Genomic DNA, 22118 nt, shown 5'->3' with positions numbered 1-22118 from the left:
ATCTATATTGCTTTAAACTTATTGCTTTACAAAGGTTTTTGAGTACTGCTGCTGGCCATTAGTTACTTGAATAATATACCGGCCTGGCGTTAAATGGCTAATAGTTAGTTCAGATTGCCATCCGCCGGATTGTGGATTCATTGCTTTTTCAGCTACTTTTTCTCCCATAATGTTGTACACAGTAGTTATACATTCCAGAGCTCCGGTCATATGAGTGATATCAATGGCTATTTTGTCTGATGCCGGATTGGGATATACCTGAATAGCAACTGCTGGTATACGACTAGTGGGTACAGTAATAGTCACTTCTTCGGAGACATTCGTACAGCCATCTATTGTAATTTTTACAGCATAGTTACCTGATTTTGTTACCTGGAGAGTTTGAGTAGTTGCCCCAACAATAGGCTCTCCATTCAATAACCATTCGTTACCTTCTTGGCTGGAAGATGTTAATATATAACTATTATCTGTGTTTGCCTGAGAAGATGTAATAATTGGTTTTCCTGGTTTCACACAAATGGTTCTTTCAATGGTGGCAGCCATATAATTTTCATTGCCTGCCTGAGAAATACGAATAGTTACTTGTCCGGCTCCGGTCAAGTTTATTACATTATTGGCAATAATGGCTGCTCCTTTTACAATCGAATAATCAACAGGCAATTGAGAACTGGCTTTGGCAAGTAGGGTAAATCCGGTATCTCCAAAATATTTATCGCCAATATGTTCTAGCTCAATTGTTTGTGAAGCTTTGTTGATTACCAGTGTACCTGTAGCTGCTCCTTCGTAATTAGGATTAGTAATAGTAGCCGAAACCTGATAGGTTCCGGCATTGGTAGGTGCAAAAGAAGTATTGTTGTAGGCTACATTAAATAATAAACCGGCTGGCGAGGTAGTGGCTATTACTGATGTAGGCGTACCTGTATAGGTCTGTTGTGTGTTTGTCAAAAGTATCGTGGCCGCAGCCTTACTTATCGTAAATATTCCTTGTGCTTTTCCTTTATAGTTAGGATTGTTGATGGAAGCGTTTACTGTATAGATACCTGCATTGACTGGGGTCGTAGCCAAATCATTATATGATAAAGAGACAGGCAAACCGGCAGGAATAGTTTTAGTAGAAGGAATTAAAGCAATACCACTATAGGTCTGGGTAAGCTCTCCGAGGATAATAGAAGCTTCAGCTTGGTTGATTGTAAGTGTGCCCGTAATTGTGCCTTGGTAAGCTGTATGTTCAATAGTAGCCGTAACTTCATATACCCCTGCATTTACTGGCAAAGCGGATGATTGGTTGTATAAAACAGTTACCGGCAAATTAGCAGGGTTGGTATGTACTTTTACAGATTTTGGCAGACCATCATATGTATAAGTAAGCTCGCTTAGTGTAATAATGGGTGTTACCGTGAAAAGGGAGCTACTCTCTCCGTCACCAGTTCCGGTAATAATCCGGATAGTGCCTTTACCGGCATTGGCAGGAACAATGGCAGTAAGTTGTGTGTTGGAGTTTATTGTAAATTCAGCTGGAGTGTCATTAAAATAAACGGCTGTAGCTCCCTGAAAATGCAACCCCTTAATGATAACTGTTGAACCCGGTATTCCACTTTCAGGGCTGAAACTGTTAACAATTGGTGCCGGTATAGATCCGCCAATGCAGCTTAAGGTGGCTACCCAGCCTGCTTTGTTAATAATATCATCAGAGACAAAATAGAATGTTAGCTGTCCTGCAGAATTTTTAGCTGTAATAACAGGTGGTAAAGTAGTGCCAGTGTATTTTCCAATAAAAGGGGCGCTGGTGGTTGCTCCGTCGTATATCATCAGGAAGTCGTAGTCTTTCTCCAGATCAAAGGAAGAAAAAGTAATACTCAATTTACTGCCCGGAGTAGAAGGACTAAAAGTCATGGTGGTTTTACGTCCGTTACCATAATTGGCGGCTCCACCCGGATCTAAAAATACTGCTTGGCAAGTAGCTATAGTGTTAGTTTCCATAGTAATGGTAGGCTGACCTATTGCTGCGTTTGCTACGTTACTAAAACCGGAAAGAACTTGACCATTTTGCGTTCTTACCCGGTAATAATATAAGGCGTTTGATAATATGCCTTTATCTGTGTATCTAGTAGTATTTGCTCCAATAGTGGCGATTTTTACAAAGTCTTGAGCCAGCTTGAGCGACCGTTCTATAACAAACCCTGTTTCATTGGTAGCGTTATCCGTCCAGGAAAGCTCAACTCTTGTAGCGCTTGCTGTAGCTGTAAGAAGGGATGGGGCAGACTCCATGTCGTACACGCCTACAGCATACCAGGCATTCATCGTCTGTAAAGTTTCATTAGAATTTTCACCAAACAAATCTATAGCTGCTTGTATGGAGAATTTACGCATGTCTGCGTATTTAGAATTTGATGTCAGGTAGATACTTTCTGTGCGGTAAGCTATCTGGGCCGCTTTCTGCATAGTAATGCCACTTACAGCGAAGGCATCTCCATGATCATTTACTCCACTTTTGCCTACACTCAATATATAAAACCAATGATTTAGCACCCCACTGTTAATATGTACTCCTCCATTGTCAGCTATGCCAGTATACCAGTACTGGCCTTGATAGGTGTCAGGTTGCAAATATTCTTTCGGGTTGCTCATTGAACGGAAGGCCACATTCGTTTCTTCGCCAAGTAGCCATGTTTTTTTGGAAGGATCGGCGTAATACTCAATGGTGGCAGCCCATATATCGCTAAATCCTTCATTGAGTGCTCCCGGCTCGTATGAATAGACAAGGCGGGCAGTGTTTTCGCAAATTGCATGGCTTATTTCATGGGCTACTATATCTAATGTAACAAATGGTTGTACTACTATACCATTGTTGGTACCTCCGTCTCCATAGGTCATGACTGAACCGTTCCAAAAGGCATTTGAGTAATTTTTGCTGTAGTGCACATAGTTCTTAATTTTTTTCCCATTGCCATCAAAACTATTTCTCCCATGTACATTTTTAAAGTAATCATAGGTCATCATGGCTCCCCAGTGTGCATCTAAGGCGGCATTATCTTTTAAATCTGTATTGAATTCAGCAGCTGTCCAGTTATTGTCTTTATCAAAAAAATCAACAGCAAATGAATAAGAAGTGCTATTGCGGAGATTATAGGTTTCTATGCCGGTACCTCTGGTATAATCACGTAGCCGGTGGGTAGTATCCCGTTTTTCTGTCTCTATATTTTTGGTTCCACTGTATCTGGTCGCAGCTATGCCGGTGGCATGTTTAATAATAGCATCCTGGTGAATAATTCTGCCATCGTGTGCATTTACATATAGATAGGCTCTGCTTAATGGCTCATGTGCATATATGTCGAACTTATAGGCTAAAGCCATTTCATTTTCTACATCTCTCTTGCCGTTTATAAAAACTTTGCATATAACTAATTCACCCTTAGGCAAATAGGTAGCTTTTGTATTTTTCTCCTGTACTTTCAATGCTGCTTCCTCTTCCGGTATTTGCCACTTATATGTTCTAGCTCCTACATGTTGCAAGGCATGTTGTAGGGCTGTTTCTTCCGTAAGCGTAGGCTGTGTGTTCAGTTCTTCAGCTATACTATATTTTTCTCCGCTTACGGAGGAGAGCAGGCCGTTCTTTTTAAGAATATTATAAACGCCATACTCTACTTTAACCCCTTGATGATATTGTTGAACGCGCTCATGGATGAACCCTGAATAGTCTTTGGTAGAATGCTGGAGTACAAGTTTACTTTTTTTACTTAGTCCTAGTTGCTGTTCAATGGTATACTTGGAGGGAGCAAGTTTGGCAGCATTTTGTGTAGAGAAACGCAGGAGGATAGCTTCATTCTTTCCGGTAGGAACAGTTTGTGCGTATAAGGCTCCGCAAAAGAGATTGACTACCAGACATACTAAACCGTAGATATTTTTCATTAATTCTTTACTGATACACCTTTTCTGATTTTATCTCTCTGAATGACCAACGCTTTTTCCATGCTGGTAAGAGTTAATTATTGTCTGGTTTTAAGCTCTTTGTATATTCTTATATTCTTTTTGATTAAAAAAAGTAAGTAATCTTACATGAAGCTTACAGCTTTGAGGTGCCCAATGATGGTTTAGCGGACGAGTAGCCAGAAGTAGTTTTGTTGCGACAAAAACTGAAAAATGAGGAATATATTAGCTGGGAGTGTGGAAAATTGGCAAATAACCGTAGTTTTTACTTTGCTTGAAAAGGTTTAGGAAGAGTAATAGGGTGTTATAAAAATCATTCAGATTACCCCGGAAATTATATAAATAAGTAACTTCGTAAGAAATGCACAATAATTGCTCACTAGTAGAGGGACTATTCTGATAGGTATTTGAACAGTAAAGCCTGTTTTATTTGTTCAAAAATAGACTTATCCTTCATTTTTATGCGGAATGCTTGAAGTCGGCAGCTAGTTAATTGCAGTATGTCTAAGAAATATGTGTTTTTGTTAATTGGGATTCTGGTAATAGGATGCATTGCCACAGCCAGGTATTTTATATATTATGGAAGTGCAGGCGCTGAAGAATTCCAGCTAGAAGTTATCTACAACCGGGTTGCTGAAGAATTAAAAATTGTAGAAAAAGAAACCCAGCTAGTAAAAAAACAGCTGGAGAGTTTACCACAATTTTCATATACCAGTGCATATACTCCTACCAAGTATCCGTATTATGTGTTTACTGATGGGAAGCTTGCTTTTTGGTCAGATTACCGCTTTGTGCCTCCCTATAGCTCCATTAGTGGAAATTACTCCCTGAAAACTTTTAATCTGACTAATGGAACTTATCTGGTAAACCGCAAGGGCTTTGTAAAAGATAATACGATTATTGAAATTTTTTCGCTGCTGCCTCTAAGTAAAAAATATAAAATAGAGAATAACTACCTGCAGTCTACGCTCAATAGAGATATCATTCCTTATAAAACTTTCGAAATTGCCACCGAATCTGTAGAATATCAGCATCAGCACCCTATTTACTCACCATCCGGGCAGTTGTTATTTTTGGTGCAGATGCCAGACCAGGGAGTTAATACACAACAGTTAGGGTACTTGCTAGCCGTCATTAGTATTATTATAGGGCTTACTTTCATTAGCTGGCGGGTAGTCATATGGCTTAACCGGCTCGAGCAGACGCGCAGTTACGAATGGGGGTTTCTAATACTGGCTGCTTATCTGTTTTCTCTCCGGGCGGCCATGCTGTATTTTAACTTTCCGAATGTATGGGTAGAACTTGATTTGTTTAATTCCAAATATTATGCATCATCTCCTATCAATCCTTCGCTTGGCGATTTGCTGCTGAATGTAATAGCTGTTGCCGTACTAATGGTTTATGCAATTACTTACTTTTATAGAAGCCGGCTATATCATTACCTGATTAAGCTGCCAGTATACATTTGTATTGGACTTTCCATGATTCTGGTTATTCTCAGCAACTGGGTCTTGTATCTGCATTTCGATGTATTGCATAATATATATTTGCACTCCCAGTTAACACTTGACATTACAGCCAGTATTGAATTTTCTTTTTTTAAAATTATATGCATCGTCATATTTGTGCTCACCTCTGGCATTTATTTTATAGCTATTCACCAGATAGGAAGTTTGTTTATCCGGATAAACCGGGGAAGTGAAGTAAAGCCTGTGATCTGGATAGTGATGGGGGCAGCTTTGTATTTAGTAATTAGCTATCTGGTAGATATTTATTATCCTTTTGTAGTCGCCTGCAATACTATATACCTCATTACTATATTCCACTTCCGGTTGCCCAAATCGCTTTACCGCTTTAAATATTCCACTTCCATCTATTTATTTACTACCGGGTTAATATGTGCTGCTATAGGTGCATATGCAGTGTATAATTTAGAACTTAGAAAAAATGTTATTAACCAGCAGCGGTTTGGTACCCAGTTGCTTACAGAAAAAGATATTTTAGGTGAGTATTATCTGACACAGGCTTCCAACCTCATCAAAGATGATCCGCTAGTAAAAGCCAGGCTTATCGGAGGTTCTTTTATTGCCCCAGATGTAGTTGAACAAAAAATTAAGCGCCTGTATCTGAAGGGACACGTGTATGATAATTATGAGATAAATATACTGCTATTTAATGTTGCGGGCGAACCCATACAAGCCGCCAGTCAGGGCATGAATTACTGGGATTATCTGCTCCGGTACAGAAGGGAAAGATACAAAACCGATTACCCCAATCTCTTTTTTGTAAATGAACTGGGAGGTGATGTTGCCAAGGAATACATCAATATTATTCCCATTGAAATGGACCAGAATCCGGTAGGTTATGTAATTATCAACCTGAAACTGAAGCGTATTGTACCAGAGAATGTGTATCCGGAGTTGCTGGTAGATAAACGTTTTTCACAGTCTCCCGAGAGCCAGCAATATAGTTATGCAGTGTATAAATACAACAACATTCTGCATAGTGAAGGCATCTTTAATTACAAGAGATACTTGGATGCAACAGTGCTGGAAGACCCTGCCGCCCGAGATCCGGGTGTAATTGTGGGCGACTACCTGCATGTAATTGTAGACGGGGATGATGGCAAACGGGTGGTAGTCTCTACCTTGCGGTATCCGATAAAAAGCATTTTCTCTAATTTTTCATTTTTATTCCTCACACTCGTACTGATCATTGTGCTGTTTATTGTGGGGTATACCGTCTACTACAGATCATCTAAAATAGAAACAAGTTTTGCTACCAAAATTCAGATATACCTTAATTTAGCCTTTTTCCTTCCCCTGTTTGTGGTAAGTATTGCTACCATCAGTATTGTTAGTTCTGCCTATACCAAAAACTTAAATACCCTCTTTCTGAGTAATGCCGAAAATGTAAGCAACAATCTGCGAGCTTATATAGATGGATTTGAGAAAGATAAGATATCTCACGATGAGTTGGTTTTGAAGCTAAACCAGATTGCCCGGTATTCCGGCTCGGATGTAAATATTTTCGATAACCAGGGCAGGTATATTGCCTCCAGTCAGCCACTAATTTATGAAGAAGGCATACTGGCTCAGTACATCAATCCGGAGGCTTATATAAAACTGGTAGACCTGTATGAAAAACAAGTAATGCTGGCAGAATCAGTAGGCACATTAAATTACAATTCTGTCTATGTAGGCTTGCGTACGTACGATAAAGACCGGCTGATAGGCATAGTCAGTATTCCTTTTTTCGAATCGAAGGCAGCATTAAACCGGCAGATCATTGAAGTGCTTTCAACCATTATGAACATATTTACGGCCATATTTATATGTTTTCTGATATTTTCTTACTTTGCTTCTCAAATGCTTACCGTACCCTTGCGGCTCATTACCCAGAAAATCCAGAAGACTTCTCTGCATAATTACAACGAACCGCTGGAATGGGAATCTGATGATGAAATAGGTCTGTTGGTAAACGAATACAACCGGATGCTGGTAAAACTCGAAGAAAGCAAGCAAGCTTTGTCGCGAAGTGAAAAAGAATCAGCCTGGCGTGAAATGGCTCAGCAGGTAGCTCATGAAATTAAAAATCCGCTTACTCCCATGAAACTAACCTTACAACATTTGCAACGCAAACTGCTGAATGGGGGAGAAGTAGTAAAAGACCAGGCTGAAAAGTCGTTCAATACCCTGCTGGACCAGGTAGATACCTTAAATGATATAGCTACTTCTTTTTCAGCTTTTGCTAAAATGCCTATTCCTAAAGAAGAATTATTTGATATAGCTGGCATTTTAAAGAAAACTGTGGAACTATACAGCAACGATGCAGATGTAGAAATACTAACCGATATACCTCCCGGAGACTTTTTTGTAAAAGGCGATCAGCAAATGATGAGTCGGATATTTACTAACCTCATTCTGAATGGTATCCAATCGGTGCCTGCCGGCCGGAAACCAGAGATAACGGTAAACATGCAAAAAAGCAATAATTTCATACGTATAGAAATACATGACAATGGGAAGGGTATTTCTGAAAGTATCCGCAATAAAATATTTATCCCTAACTTTAGTACTAAATATGCTGGTTCTGGTATAGGACTAGCTTTAGCTAAACGTGGAGTGGAACATGCCGGAGGTAAAATCTGGTTTGAAACGGAAGAAGAACAGGGAACTTCGTTTTTTATTGAGTTACCACTCCTGCCGTATCTGGAAATAGCAAATGCATAATCCTCCTTACAGAAAACACTTGCCAATACTGGGTCTACACCTCCTGTCCGTTGTTTTCTTTGCTTCCACATAAGCTTATATGCACATTTATACCTTTGTTCATGCTATTGCGGATTATTCTATGTGCCATATTATTTCTTTGTCTTGTCTGCCGGACGCAAGCACAGGTATCTAACTACCGGCTTAAGTGGGTAAAGCGGAGCGAGCAGTGGACACCAGCAGATTCTCTTTCTATCTTTCCGGCTAGCATACAGGTTGTACATCCGGCAGGTGCAGCTTTGCCATTTGTATATAATACTCAGAAAAATTCGTTTGTCTGGAATGACTCCTCTGCAGCAGATTCTGTGTTAATCAGTTACCGGGTGCTGCCCTTCCGCATAGGAAATCTCCAATACCACCGGAACCCGGCCAGTTACGACAGCAATGCTTTTTATCAGGATGAAAAAATACGCCGTCATGCATTGCCCGAAACCCGTGAAGAGTTTTTTGCTACCAAAGGCATTAACAAAACAGGCAGTATCAGCCGGGGCATTTCCATGGGCAACACCCAGAATGTGTTTGTAAATTCTGCCCTGAATCTGCAGCTGGAAGGTCAGCTTTCGGATAATGTGCATCTGCTGGCAGTTATCTCCGATCAGAATGTACCTTTTCAACCTGAAGGAAATACCCAGCAATTGCAGGAATTTGATAAAGTATTTGTACAGCTTTCGGCTAAGAAGAGCCGCCTAATTGCTGGCGACTTAGTATTGCAACAGCCTCTCTGGCAGCAGCACAGTACTCAACCATCCCATTTTCTCAGGTATTATAAAAATGTTCAAGGGGGCCAGGCCGAAGCCAGTTATACAATAGGTAAGCGAGTACAGGCCCAGACGTCGGCAGGTATAGCTATCTCTAAAGGAAAGTTTGCTTCTATGCTGGTGGAAGTATCCGAAGGGGTGCAAGGCCCTTATAAACTTAGAGGCCCTGCAAACGAAAAGTTTATTATCATCTTAGCCAATTCGGAGAAAGTATATCTGGATGGGCGTTTGCTGCAAAGAGGCTTTGATTATGATTATATTATAGATTATAATCTGGCGGAAATCACGTTTAACACCAATACAGTAGTTACCCAGTTTTCGCGGGTACGGGTAGATTTTGAATATTCTGATAGAGTATATAGCCGCTCCATTGTTAACACCTTTCACCGGCAGCAAATGGGTAAGCTGCAGTTGTTTGCCAATTACTATAGTGAAAAAGATAACCCTCGCAACCCAATTGCTATAACATTAACTGATGCTGATAAACAATTGTTAAGCGAAATAGGAGACAGTTTGCAAAAGGCCGTAGTATCGGGTGTTACGTTGCTGGATACCTATACGCCCAATCAGATTCTGTATGAAAAAATAGATACTACCCTTGATAATACCTTATTTACTATATACAAGCAATCTGCTAATGCACAAACTGCGTTATACCAGCTTCAATTTTCTGATGTAGGGATTGGCAGAGGAAATTATTTGCAGAAAAATACCACAGCTAACGGAAAAGTTTTTGAGTGGGTAGCCCCACAAAATGGGATTCCTCAGGGGCAATACGAACCAGTAAGATTAATTTCTACACCTGCCAAAAAACAGATGGTTACCATGGGGGCAGAATATCAGGTAAGTCAAACAGAGAGTATATACAGCGAAATAGCCTTTTCTGACAGAGATATCAATCTATACTCTCCTTTGGATGCTGCTGATAACAAAGGTGCTGCTTTTAAAGGAGGTTATAGTAACCGGGGCAAAACAATTAACTTTTTACCGAAGTATCAGTGGATAGGCAGTATAGATTATGAATTTAATGGAAAGAATTTTCAGCCTATAGATCGCTTCCGCGACATAGAATTCGACCGCGACTGGAGTATTCGCATTGATACTGCCCAGGCAGATGACCAGATCTTCCATGCGATGGTGGGTATCCGGAAAGGGCAGCTACCAGCAACAGATTCAACTCAACTTGGTATACCTACTTCCTATTATGCAGACGATAAACTAATCTACCGGTTTGGCTTTCGCGACAGGGGGCCTTTTATTAATGGGACACAGCAGCGGGTAGAAGCCGCCAAAAAAATTGGAAATTTACAGCTAAATGCAGATATGTTTCTGCTTCATACCACCCGCCTGCACGATATTTCTACATGGCAGCGTTTACAGGTAAATGCAGCTTACCATACCAGGTACCTTATTCCAGGCTATAGCTATAGCTTAGATAAAAACAAACTCAGCAGCCTTGCCAGAAAAGATTCTGTCATAGGTACGGCTATGAATTTTGAAGCACACCAGTTCTACTTGAAAACCCCGGATACGCTAAAAACCAGATTTACCACAGATTATTCTATCAGACAAGATTACTTTCCGGTAGAGGGCAAACTGATAAAAAACACATTTGCTCATACGGGGAATATAGGTTTACAAACCACTATACGGCAACAAAATGTAGTACATCTGTTATTCACATACCGCACAGTAGAATACCAAAGAAATGTAGAAAATACGCGGCCAGAGGAAAACTTAATGGGCCGCATCGACTGGAATGGCAACTGGTTTTCTAATCATATCCGTTCTGAGCTAACCCTGGCCGCCGGTACAGGCCGCGAATTAAAAAGAGAATATGTTTTTTTACCGGTACCTGCCGGAGAAGGCACCCACACCTGGCGCGACGATAATACAAATGGACTGCAGGAACTCAATGAGTTTTACGAAGCAATCAATCCGGATGAAAAGAACTTTGCCAAATTTTTTGTGCCTACCGACCAGTATATACGTGCCTATACTAATAACCTTACCTACCGCCTGAATATTACTGCGCCCCGGCATTGGCAAGAGCAAGGGGCCTTAAAAGATGTTTTATCCAGGTTATCTGCTGTTTCTTCCTGGGTAGTGAACAAAAAGATTACTGACAATAACCTAGTAAGCCGTATTACGCCTTTTACAGCTCACTTGCCAGAGGCAAATATACTTTCTACACAAGATGCCTTGCGTACCACAGTATTTTATAACCGGGCTAGTCCGCGCTACGGTTTTGATATAAACCTGTTTCGCACAGCCAACAAGCAACTGCTTACCAATGGCTTTGAGTCCAGAGGCGCTACAGAAGTAAAATTAAATACCAGACTAACTGTACATAAAGATATAAGTATCCGGACATCGCTGGGGAGAGGACTAAAAAATAATGCATCTGATTTTCTAACGGATCGAAACTATCAGATTTTTTCCCAGCAGCTAAGTCCGGAAATTGCTTATCAGCCAAGCGCTGGCTTTCGGTTATCAGGTTTGTATTTGTATGCGCTAAAGAAAAATAATACCGCAGAAGATTCGCCTGAAAAAGCTGTTTCACACCAGTTTGGCCTGGAGGCCAGGTGGGCAAAGGTTTCTAAACGTACATTATCTACGGGCATAAAATATATTCAGATAGCCTATAATGGGCAAATAAATACCCCTCTGGGTTATGAAATGCTGGAAGCACTGCGTCCGGGCAGCAACTGGAACTGGTCGTTTAATTTGCAGCAAAAATTAACCAATGGCTTGCAGGTAAGTTTTCAATATGAAGGCCGCAAATCAGAAGCGCAGCGGCTTATTCATATAGGACGAATGCAAGTAGCAGCCTTATTCTAGCTTTCTCTCTATACGAAAATGCTCACATTTAGTATGTAGGCTGTATTTTTATTTGAACAGCTTATATACTTTCACATTCGTTGCTTTAAAGTAACAGATGTGATCCAGAATATTCGCTTAAGCAGCTATATGAAGCTATTATTTAAATGGGAGGTATACTAAAAAAATATTTTCTTTGCAAGAAAAAAATAACCTTTTTATAACTATGCCGTAAAAGGTAGAGTCATATTAATAAAAGATGAAGGCTAAATAAAAAAAGCCTTTTAAATGAAATTCATAAACACTTAAACCTTAAAACAGAAAGTAAATTTATGAAAAAGATATTTTTAGTATTAGCTGTAGCCGGATATATGTCGGCTTGTGCACCAACTTCACAAACAACTTCTAGCACTGGAACAACAACTGATGGAACTACTACAGATGGTAGCACTTCGGATAGTAATACCTCTGATAGTTCTGTTACCGGAACTTCAGGAACAGATACTAATAATTCCAGTACAAGTGATAGCAATGCAAGTACTACTGACACTACGTCTACAAGCAGCAGTGATATGAACAGCTCTAGTACGACAGATTCAGATATGGAATCTGCAGATAGTACCAGCACTCAAAGTTCTAGCTCAACCGATATGGCTACTTCTAGTAGCACATCTGAAACAGACGTAATGGGATCTAGTACTACAATTACTATGGATCAGTTACCGAAAGCAGTTCGTGATGCCTATATGAAAATGCCAGGCCATGAGAATGCCAGCGGAGAAAAAGTATATCAAGTAAAAACTTCCGAGCATCCAGTACTTTATAAAATAGAAGGTACTTCCGGAAGCACTGACTATGTACATTACTTTACTCCCGAAGGTAACGAAGTACAAATGGATAACAAGAAGTAAAAAATAGGAAATAAGTAACCAATAAAAAAGCTGCTCATTTATGAGCAGCTTTTTTATTGGTTAACATTTTGTTTTTCCTAAACAAATGAATAACCTGTAAGCAAATATTCTTACAGCAATCCGTACTTGTTAATACGTAAGCATAGAAATACTTGAAACTAGAAGGTGGATACTATAAAACATACGTGGGTGACAGCAATAATGTATCACCGGAGACAAAACCCCCGGACTTTAAAAAATAGCAAATTACCGTATAGAAAAAATCAGAATTAGTTAAGATAGTTGTCAATAATTCAGATAATGCACATACCAGGTTTTAAACTCTACATCTTCTTCGTATTCATCATCGTATTCTTCTTCATAAATGTTACCATAAGGTAAAGCATTAAACAAGGTGTCATAAACTAACTTATACGCTTCATTGGTAGATAATTCATCTTTATGCGTACGTTGTTGCCCTACTAATTGAATCATTTGGGGTTTAAATTTTTCCAGCCACATTCTGGTTATCAGGCCATATTCGTCTATGTCCTTGTTTGTTAGATTGATGATTTGCAGATAAAGATCTTGCAACCGTGGCTCTTTAGCAGTAAACTCTCTGAATTTTTCGAGTCGCTGGCGTTTGATTAGATGCATATAGATTGGCTTTAAGGTGGTATGGTAGTTTTATACTCCTAGACTGCTGTAAAATGTTGCATAATTTCGATTTATATTATAAATAATTGCGTAAAATACTTACTAAAATGAATATTATTTCGAAAATGCAAAGAAAATGGCATTTATAAATGTTGCAATAAATTACTTAAAATACAGCAACATCCATATGTTTTTGAGAGTTAGTATGAATCCGGTAGGGATTGAATGAACAGATAAGCGTAACCAGTGCGGCGATACAATAGAATAGCTTGGTAAGACATGAACTTAGTAAGCTGCTATTTTTTCATATATAAGTTATAACTAAAAATTCTATTTTTGAAATAAGTAGGAAAAAAATTTTACATGTGAATTTTTTTTAACGTACAGAGAGTTATGCTATCTAAAGTAGATCCGGTTTACAGGTACGAGGTTAAGGAGATATTTTTTCTTTAAAACCTGTTCTGCTGCTCAACTATCGGCTACTTTTGCATGTTGCTATAATTATTACACGTTAATTCTTACTTATCAGCCATATGTTTGTAGACATTGAACAATTACCCTCTGCAGCTAAAGTGTGGATTTACCAGGCAAATAAGCCTCTGGACAATTCTACACAGCACTATATTCTAGAGAAAACCAAAGCTTTTATCGAGAGCTGGGATAGCCACGGACGGGCTTTGAAAGGTTCGGCGGCCATTTATTATAGTTATTTCCTGATACTTGCTGTAGACGAGGCCCATGCCGGTGTCAGTGGTTGCTCCATCGATAAATCCGTGCACTTTATAAAGGAGTTGGGCCAGGAGCTTAATATAGACTTCTTTGACCGCACCCGGCAGGCATTTATCCAGAATGGAGATATTATTGTGGAAAATTTCAAGAATTTGAAAACCCACATTAATGTTGGAATGATTAAAAGAGATACACTTACCTTTGACAATACAGTAAGTAATCTGGAAGAATTTTATTCTTCATGGCAGGTTCCTGCCAGTCAATCATGGCTAGCCAAGTACTTTGCATAAGATGTCCTATTACAGGTATTAACTAAAGCAAAAGCTATACAGCAAAATAAAGGTAAAGTACCTTCACGTGTACTGTCAGAAAACCCGGTAATGTCTTTATATAAGATTTGCCGGGTTTTCTGTATACCAATTCCTGGGCGGCAGGCGTTTAAATAATACAAAAAAATACGTAAATTGTAGAAAATATTGCCACTTTCTTCAAGGTTAGTTAATCGAGTATGAATAAAAATAGTTTATATGTTCTCTGCCTCTCTTTGTTCCTGGCAGCAGGCTGCAACTCTGCTCTGCAAAGTTTTAAAAAAGGGGAGAAGAAATTTAAGCAAGGCGAATATCAGGTAGCCATAGGATATTATGAAAAGGCAAAAGCTAAAAACTTTGCTCCTGCCCTCGTTAATTCTTCTATTGCCTCGGCTTATCGGCTTACCAACCGGATCGAAAAAGCTGCCCCATATTATAGTGAAGCCCTTTCTTCCGGAAGCAAAGAAGATTCAACCTTATTTTATTATGCCTATGCTTTAAAAGCACAAGGAAATTATAAGGAATCGGCCAATCAGTTTGAACAATACATTAAGACTGGTAAAAACCTGAAAAATAAGGCAATGGCGCGGAAAGAGTTAGAAAATCTGCCCAAAATAGAGGAGATTTTAAAGGATAAAACCTTTTATGAAATTGAAAACTTAAGTCTGCTTAATACATCTGCTTCCGAATATTCTCCTGCATTACAAAGCGATACACTTGTGTTCTCTTCATCCCGTAAGAGCAATGTGTACAAAGCTACCGGTACAGGCTTCGATGGATTATATACTTATAATCTAAATTCAAAAGCAGATTCAGTAGCTCAAACCCAAGATAACATAAAACTGTTTAGCAATGCTATTCATATGGAGAATGTAAATGAGGCATCGCCTACATTTTCCCGGGATGGTAAGACCATGGTTTTTGCCAGGGGGAATACCGGTAAGCGGAAGGGCTCCAGAGATGTAGATTTATATATCTCCAGATTTAAAGATGGAAAATGGACGGAACCTGAAATGCTGCCTATTAGCAAGCCTGATTCCTGGGATGCATGTCCGGCTCTCTCAACTGATGGAAAAACCTTATATTTTGCTTCTAACCGGGAAGGTGGCCTGGGGGGTATCGATTTGTATCGGGCTACCTCTGACGGTAGTGGCAGGTTTGGCCGTGTTGTTAATATGGGCTCGGAAGTAAACACTGCAGGCAATGAAATGTTCCCTTATGTATCGGATGATGGCAAACTTTATTTCTCTTCGGATGGGCATCCTGGTCTGGGCCGGTTAGATATTTTCGTGGCTACGCGGAAAGAGGGGGTAATTACTGTGAAGAACATGGGTGTGCCCCTAAACTCACCCTCTGATGACTTTGGCATCGTATTTAAAGACCCGCAATCAGGCTATTTTTCTTCCGACAGGGAAGGAGGCAAAGGGAATGATGATATTTACTCCTTTGTTGACAAAACACCAGATTATAAAATTGTAAACTACTTCCTGGCTGGCGTAACGGTTACCCGAAATCCACAGACAAACGAAGAAGAAATATTAGGGAGTACTAAGATCCGCTTTATGGAAGGCGAAAAAGTAATAGGTGAAACTACCACTGCTGCTGATGGCGCATTTAAATTTAAAGTACAGGAAAGTAAAAACTATACAATTGTCGCAGAAAAACAAACATACTTTACCAGACGTGAGTTTTTCTCTATGTCTGGCAAATCAATTCCGCAAGAGCAATTGGTAAAACCTGTAACGGACACTACCTTTCATATAAAAGTACCTTTGGATAAGGTAGAGGTAAATAAAATATTTGTGGTAGATAATATTTACTATGATTTAGATAAGTCAGAAATCCGTTCTGATGCTGCCGAAGAACTAGACAAGCTGGTAGATTTTCTACAGGATAATCCTAACATTAAGATTGAGCTGAGTTCTCATACTGATATACGGGCAGCCGATGACTATAACATGAAACTTTCTCAACGAAGAGCTGAATCGGCCGTAAATTATCTCATTCAGAATGGGATTGAGAGTAGCCGTATTACAGCCAAAGGCTATGGTGAGACACGGTTGATCGTACAAAATGCAGAGACCGAAGAGGAACATCAACGTAATCGTAGAACAGAAATTAAAATTCTGGAAGTAAATTAATCAGACAAAACACTATCAAAATGGGTGAACTTGGCAACTGGTTCACCCATTTTATTTTATACCATGTTGGTTATCTATGGAAAAATTTAAAGTTTGCTAAAATGAATTATTCTGATGCTTATATTAAAATAATACAATTTATATACCTTATTTTGTGAATGTAATTAAATTAAGTGTAAATCAATATTTATAACACAAATAACTATAGATCAGCTATGTATTAATGGTATAATTGTATTATACTAAGCAAATATTTACACTGTAATTGTTTGGGATAATATGTAAAAAATCCATAAATATATGAACTTGGCTCGATGTTTTTGTGTTAGATATGTATGCAAGAAAAGGTTGAAAACAAACAAATTTCGCTGTTTCCATCAGAGGTGGAAAAGCAAGAGCAGCCGGGAGATGAAAGCTGGAAAAAATCTATTCCGGCACAGGTTTTCCTGAATCATTTCTTCGGCATAAGCTATCATATAGAACAATTGAGAGAGGTGCATGGGCTGCATCAGAAAATATATTTTGTTAACCATAAACCCTCTTTGAGTTCTAAGGACATGGAACAAATCAAAAAACATTTGATTAATTCCTGGAGCACAGAATATGCATTGCGGTCTACAGCTCAGCTGGGAGACTCTAATTATTTACGCAATGCCTTACACTGGACTTTTCCACAAGCGTACTATAGTGTGTGTGAAGGGTTAGAGGCTTTTTTATATACGTTGGGTATAACCAGTACTAATGAGGAAGTAATTAGGCGGGAAGTAGGGCGGCTAGTAGTTAAAGGGTATTATCCTCATCCGGTAGCTTTTTATGCAGCCGGACATTATGGCGATTTTAAAGTGCACCGCTTGCCCCTATCTGATTATAAACCAAGTTTAAATTTAGCTGGTAAAGAGCTGGAAGCACAAGCTCAGATCGGACAATTTCTCCGTACTACCCGGAAGCTGCGTGCCAAGAGTGTAAGGCAGCAGGTACAGGCAAACCCTACCCTTGCTTTGCGTAGTAAGCGTACCGGGCAAATTGTAGAAAAATTTAGTCAGAGCCACTGGAATCAATTAACCTGGCGGTTCGGCTATACTACCTTCTTTGATTTACTTGGCCGTTTGCGTATATCAGCAAACCACCGGGAGATAGAACGGTTTGTAGAAGCAGAAATAGATTTTAAACTATTTCATCAGTCATTGCTAACCATTGTAGATTACCTGAACCAGATTCATGAAAGTTATATAGCTCAGGCAATGGGTCTGGAGGCTTACAAGAAGTGGGTAGAGTCATTGCCGGCTCATTTATCCAAAGGATTTGTGGAGAAAAGGTTGGTTCATACTATTGAGCCTTTGCTTGTCCTGGCCAATGAAGTTTCTTCTACTGAAGAAAATAATCTGGGATTGTCTGCATAAGCCATTTACTAAAATTTTTAAAAGGGGCCACATATATGGCCTTTTTTTGTTTTGTAGGTAATAAGATATACTTTGAAGGCTTTATCTTATGGCTTTCTGCAAAAGACTGTATTATCTACTTTTTTTATACGCTCAGAATAGAGAATAAACTTTTGAATAGCATTAGTTGTCTAAAACCATAAAATTAAAATATGATTATGAAAATTTTTACTGTAGATGCCTTTACAGACAAACCTTTCGCCGGAAATCCTGCAGCGGTATGTTTAGTAACTAAACCTGTAAGTGAAACCTGGATGCAGCAGGTAGCTCAAGAAATGAATTTGTCGGAAACAGCCTTTGTATTCCCAGGAAAAGACGGATTCAACCTACAGTGGTTTACCCCAGCTACGGAAGTTGATTTGTGTGGCCATGCTACGTTAGCTACCGCATTCGTTCTGTGGGAAGAGAATATTCTTGGCCGGAATGAAACTGCCCGCTTTTATACAAAAAGTGGTCTGTTAACAGCAAAATTGCAAGGCTCCTGGATTGAACTGGATTTCCCTGCAGAGCCTGCAAATGAAGCCGAAGCACCTCAGGCATTAATAGAGGCCCTTGGTATACAACCTTTATATACTGGCAGGAATCGGTTCGACTATATTGTTGAAGTAGCATCAGAGCAGCTAGTGGAGCGTATACAACCGGACTTTGCTATGTTGGCCAAAGTACCTGCTCGAGGTGTAATGGTAACAAGTAGAAGTGACCAGCACTCCGTTGACTTTGTTTCCAGGTTTTTTGGACCAGCTGCCGGAGTTAATGAAGATCCGGTGACGGGTTCAGCTCATTGTTGTTTGGGCCCTTATTGGCAGAAAAAAATGAATAAAGATAGCTTTACAGCTTACCAGGCATCCAGTAGGGGAGGAGTAGTAAAATTGCAGGTTGTGAAAGAGCGGGTAAAATTAATTGGACAAGCTATAATTATTATGCGTGGCGAACTAACTGTATAAAAATACTTATCATAACAAGAGCCTGTGCAGTAAAGTACAGGCTCTTGTTATTTAATAGAATGCTCGATTTAAGGTTTGGGAAAATACCGGGAGCTCAGCTTATTTACAATCTCCTGCACTTGTACAGAAATTGCCATAATTGTTTGGATATTTCGCTTATCTATGGCGTTTTGCAGATCCTGCTTTAAGCCGTCTGGAATGTCTTTTATCTTAGAAATGGTTTGATGCAGTTGAATGGCAGACTTAATCATCTTATTGTTAGCTAAGTGGCTAACCTGCGTATGATAGAGCATTTTCTGCTCAGCCATATAATAATTTACAAGAGCAAGGTTAAAGTTTTTAAATTCGTTTAAGTTTTCCATGTGGTGCGTAAATTAAGTGATCACTTGTGTTATGTATACAGCAGGCTAAAGCAATACTAGTTTTTCTACCTCGCCCCTTAATACTTTAAGTCCGATGGTATTGAATTTTACTCTAAGCAACCCGTCGGGTATAATATCTATCAAAATCCCTAATCCGTATTTAGGATGCGTTACAACATCGCCAATCCGGAATTTGTTTCCTTCATTATCTGTCCAGTCAAGTTCACTTTTATTCTTAGTTTCCTCCTTTGTCTCTGTTTTCGTCTCCATTGCCTCTTTCATTTCCGCAGAGGCTTGTGCAACAGGTTCACTTTTCAGCAAATGATCTTTTACACCGCTTATAGCTTCTAATAAAATATTTGCTTCTGCAGAAAGCTCAGCCCGGCTTTTAGGAGCATTTTTATGAATACCCAATAAAGAACTAACAGAATTTAATGATTTATCTTCAGCGTTGCTTAGGGTAGTAAGCGCCAAAGAAATTTCATCTATTGTTTTGTTTACCCGGTCAATTCTTAAGTTTTCATCATATTCTATATCCTGAAAACTGCGGATATCAAAAATCCGGTTAGTTAATGTATCTTTCAGTAATAAAGTTGGTAAATCAAACCCCTGTCTGATACCCAACTGATATAGCACTTCTGAGTTATTGGAGCTTAAATCACATATGGCAACTTCAGATGTAACGACAGCTTTTAAATCATTAATGCTTATATGCTTTAAACGATAAGTTGTTTGTAACCGTTGAGCAATGAATCCGGCTTTTATGCAGGCGGGTTTTATCATATATTCATATACTAAATTAAAATGCCCACTTTCATATGGCAGGTTATCATAAGCAGGCATTATAACTAAGCAAATTCTATCTCTATTCTCTTGTTCCTTACCCTCTGACTCGTACGCTAGATTCATAAAAAGTGAAGTAATTTTTTACAGCAAATTTAAGATTTATGGTTATAAGGCTATGCAATATTTGCATGATATTAATACAATATAACTGCTTTTATGTAACTATCGGCATAGGTACATATTCTCACCAAGCTAGGTATTGCTTGTTAAGAAACAGCTTGGCTTACTTAATAAGCCAAATAGATAAAATCATATCAAACTTCCTAAAATACAAAAGATAGTCAAGTAAAATATAGAATTGCAACAAAAAATTATATTTTATATAAATACTAGAAGGATTCAGCGTATAGAATGATCTATTGAGTTATACTGAAATTACTAATGCCTCGGTAAAAGTAAATACCAACTTTAACAGACAAACCGAAAGAACATTCAGTAAAAAGCTTACAAAAAATGGAGAGTTAAGTGTGTAAAAGTTGTGTAATATTTACATGCTTTTTTTAGAGTAGTTGGAGCTAAATTAGAACTAGGTAGTAAAGAGAAGAATATTAATAATTTCTGGAAACAGGTTAATCGAAGAAAATTAACTTTTAGTCGATAAAGTGATAAATTATATCGAAAATATACAAGGGAAGATATAGGTGCTTAAAAAATAGAGAGTAGGATTATTTTATGACAGACATAAAAAAAGTACTTACTCAGTAAGTACTTTTACTATAATTCCATCTATATTTTCCTGAATTGGAATCTGACAGGCGAGCCGACTATTATCTGTTAATTCGGGAAGGGTATCTAGCATATCTAACTCCTGGTCTTGAGGAGGGTTAAGTTGCTCGCTCCCCGACAGCACCTCCACGTGGCACGTAGCACATAAAGCCATCCCTCCACAAGTGCCTTGCACAGGATATTCACTTGCTTTCAGTACCTCCATTAAATTTAAATTGATTTCAGTAGGAATTTCCAAATGTTGTCTGTTCCCTGAAAAATCTTCTACATAAATGTTGATGATATCCATAGTAGTTTAAAAACTTTGTATACCATTTACGGTAGTGTATTTTAATGAATATTTCTGATTTGGATATACTACTTTATAAGCACTTTGAGCCATTAAAGCAGCTTCATGAAAGCCACAAAGAATCAATTTCAATTTGCCAGGGTATGAATTAATATCTCCAATAGCATATACACCTGGAACCGATGTAGAATAATCGAAAGTATCTACCGTAATGGCACTTTTATCTAGATTCAAACCCCAGTTTTCCAAAGGACCCAATTTAGGGCTCAAACCGAATAACGGAATAAAATAGTCAGTAGGTATTGTTTGAACCGATTTATGCTGGTCGGTAATAGATACACCAGTAAGTTTGCCATTACCCTCTATGGCATTAATATTGGATTTCAGCATCAAACGTATTTTTTTCTCTTTTGCAAGCTCCATTACTTTCTCAACAGAATCAGGAGCGCCTCTAAACGATTCGCTTCTGTGAACAAGCGTGAGTTCAGCGGCTACATCTGCTAAAAATACGGTCCAGTCTAAGGCTGAATCACCACCACCTGCGAGTACTACCCGCTTGTTGCGGTAGGTTTCCGGATTAATAACCATATATGTTACGCCTTTGCCTTCATACTGCTCTAATTGTGGTATTTCTGGTTTTCTTGGCTCAAAACATCCTAAACCGCCAGCAATTACTACTACTTTGCAGCTAACTTCTGTACCTGCCGAAGTAGTAAGATTAAACGACCCGTCTTCGTTTTTTACAAATTTTTCTACTCTTTCTCCTAAAGTAAAACTTGGCTTAAATGGCTCAATTTGCTCCATTAAGTTTTTTATCAGGTCTTCAGCTAATATAGTAGGATAGCCAGGTATATCGTAGATGGGCTTGCGGGGATATATTTCTGTTAATTGTCCGCCAATTTTAGGCAATGCATCTATTAAATGACAGCGCATTTTCAGTAACCCTGCCTCAAAAACTGCAAATAGGCCCACAGGGCCTGCACCAATAATGCAAATATCGGTTTGTATCAT

At 38.9% G+C, this 22118-nt stretch carries 13 protein-coding genes; 7 read left to right on the top strand and 6 right to left on the bottom strand.

Annotation, left to right across the window (positions count from 1 at the left end; all coding sequences use genetic code 11):
• Positions 1-18: 18 nt before the first annotated feature.
• The gene (locus Q0590_RS07585) at positions 19-3909 is read right to left on the bottom strand and encodes an MBG domain-containing protein (protein ID WP_302036907.1); all 3891 of its coding nucleotides are present in this window, start codon (positions 3907-3909) and stop codon (positions 19-21) included.
• Positions 3910-4427: 518 nt separating this feature from the next.
• On the opposite strand from Q0590_RS07585, the gene Q0590_RS07580 reads away from it, so the two are divergent.
• The 3 genes from Q0590_RS07580 to Q0590_RS07570 all read left to right on the top strand — a co-directional run bounded on the left by Q0590_RS07580 (position 4428) and on the right by Q0590_RS07570 (position 12687).
• The gene (locus Q0590_RS07580; RefSeq protein ID WP_302036906.1) at positions 4428-8159 is read left to right on the top strand and encodes a sensor histidine kinase; all 3732 of its coding nucleotides are present in this window, start codon (positions 4428-4430) and stop codon (positions 8157-8159) included.
• Positions 8160-8260: 101 nt separating this feature from the next.
• The gene (locus Q0590_RS07575) at positions 8261-11797 is read left to right on the top strand and encodes a DUF8818 domain-containing protein (protein WP_302036905.1); all 3537 of its coding nucleotides are present in this window, start codon (positions 8261-8263) and stop codon (positions 11795-11797) included.
• A 311-nt stretch (positions 11798-12108) separates the two neighbouring features.
• Positions 12109-12687, top strand: coding sequence for a hypothetical protein (locus Q0590_RS07570; protein WP_302036904.1), 579 nt, complete (start codon positions 12109-12111; stop codon positions 12685-12687).
• 285 nt (positions 12688-12972) lie between these two features.
• On the opposite strand, the gene Q0590_RS07565 is transcribed toward Q0590_RS07570, so the two are convergent.
• Positions 12973-13323, bottom strand: a complete 351-nt coding sequence (locus tag Q0590_RS07565; RefSeq protein WP_302036903.1) for a hypothetical protein — start codon at positions 13321-13323, stop codon at positions 12973-12975.
• A gap of 533 nt (positions 13324-13856) precedes the next feature.
• On the opposite strand from Q0590_RS07565, the gene Q0590_RS07560 reads away from it, so the two are divergent.
• From Q0590_RS07560 to Q0590_RS07545, 4 genes are all read left to right on the top strand, one after another.
• Entirely contained in the window at positions 13857-14342 is a 486-nt protein-coding gene (locus Q0590_RS07560) for a hypothetical protein (protein ID WP_302036902.1), read from the top strand.
• A gap of 218 nt (positions 14343-14560) precedes the next feature.
• Positions 14561-16501: a CHU_0125 family OmpA-like outer membrane integrity protein gene (locus Q0590_RS07555; RefSeq protein WP_302036901.1), complete on the top strand. Its 1941-nt coding sequence runs from the start codon at positions 14561-14563 to the stop codon at positions 16499-16501.
• A gap of 335 nt (positions 16502-16836) precedes the next feature.
• A complete protein-coding gene (locus Q0590_RS07550; protein ID WP_302036900.1) occupies positions 16837-17901 on the top strand; it encodes a hypothetical protein in 1065 nt (354 codons plus the stop codon).
• A gap of 197 nt (positions 17902-18098) precedes the next feature.
• A complete protein-coding gene (locus tag Q0590_RS07545) occupies positions 18099-18884 on the top strand; it encodes a PhzF family phenazine biosynthesis protein (RefSeq protein ID WP_302036899.1) in 786 nt (261 codons plus the stop codon).
• A gap of 68 nt (positions 18885-18952) precedes the next feature.
• Here the strand turns inward: Q0590_RS07545 and Q0590_RS07540 are convergent, their stop codons facing one another.
• From Q0590_RS07540 to Q0590_RS07525, 4 genes are all read right to left on the bottom strand, one after another.
• Complete coding sequence (locus Q0590_RS07540; RefSeq protein WP_302036898.1) at positions 18953-19246, bottom strand: hypothetical protein; 294 nt, start codon at positions 19244-19246, stop codon at positions 18953-18955.
• Between the two features lie 45 nt (positions 19247-19291).
• Positions 19292-20155 carry a hypothetical protein gene (locus Q0590_RS07535; RefSeq protein WP_302036897.1) on the bottom strand — a complete coding sequence of 288 codons (864 nt, stop codon included), beginning with the start codon at positions 20153-20155 and terminating at the stop codon, positions 19292-19294.
• A gap of 631 nt (positions 20156-20786) precedes the next feature.
• Positions 20787-21101 carry a 2Fe-2S iron-sulfur cluster-binding protein gene (locus Q0590_RS07530; RefSeq protein WP_302037142.1) on the bottom strand — a complete coding sequence of 105 codons (315 nt, stop codon included), beginning with the start codon at positions 21099-21101 and terminating at the stop codon, positions 20787-20789.
• A gap of 12 nt (positions 21102-21113) precedes the next feature.
• Positions 21114-22118, bottom strand: coding sequence for an NAD(P)/FAD-dependent oxidoreductase (locus Q0590_RS07525; protein WP_302036896.1), 1005 nt, complete (start codon positions 22116-22118; stop codon positions 21114-21116).

The organism is Rhodocytophaga aerolata (genome assembly GCF_030503435.1).
Classification (GTDB): Bacteria; Bacteroidota; Bacteroidia; order Cytophagales; family 172606-1; genus Rhodocytophaga; species Rhodocytophaga aerolata.
This window is presented reverse-complemented; position numbering and strand designations above follow the sequence as displayed.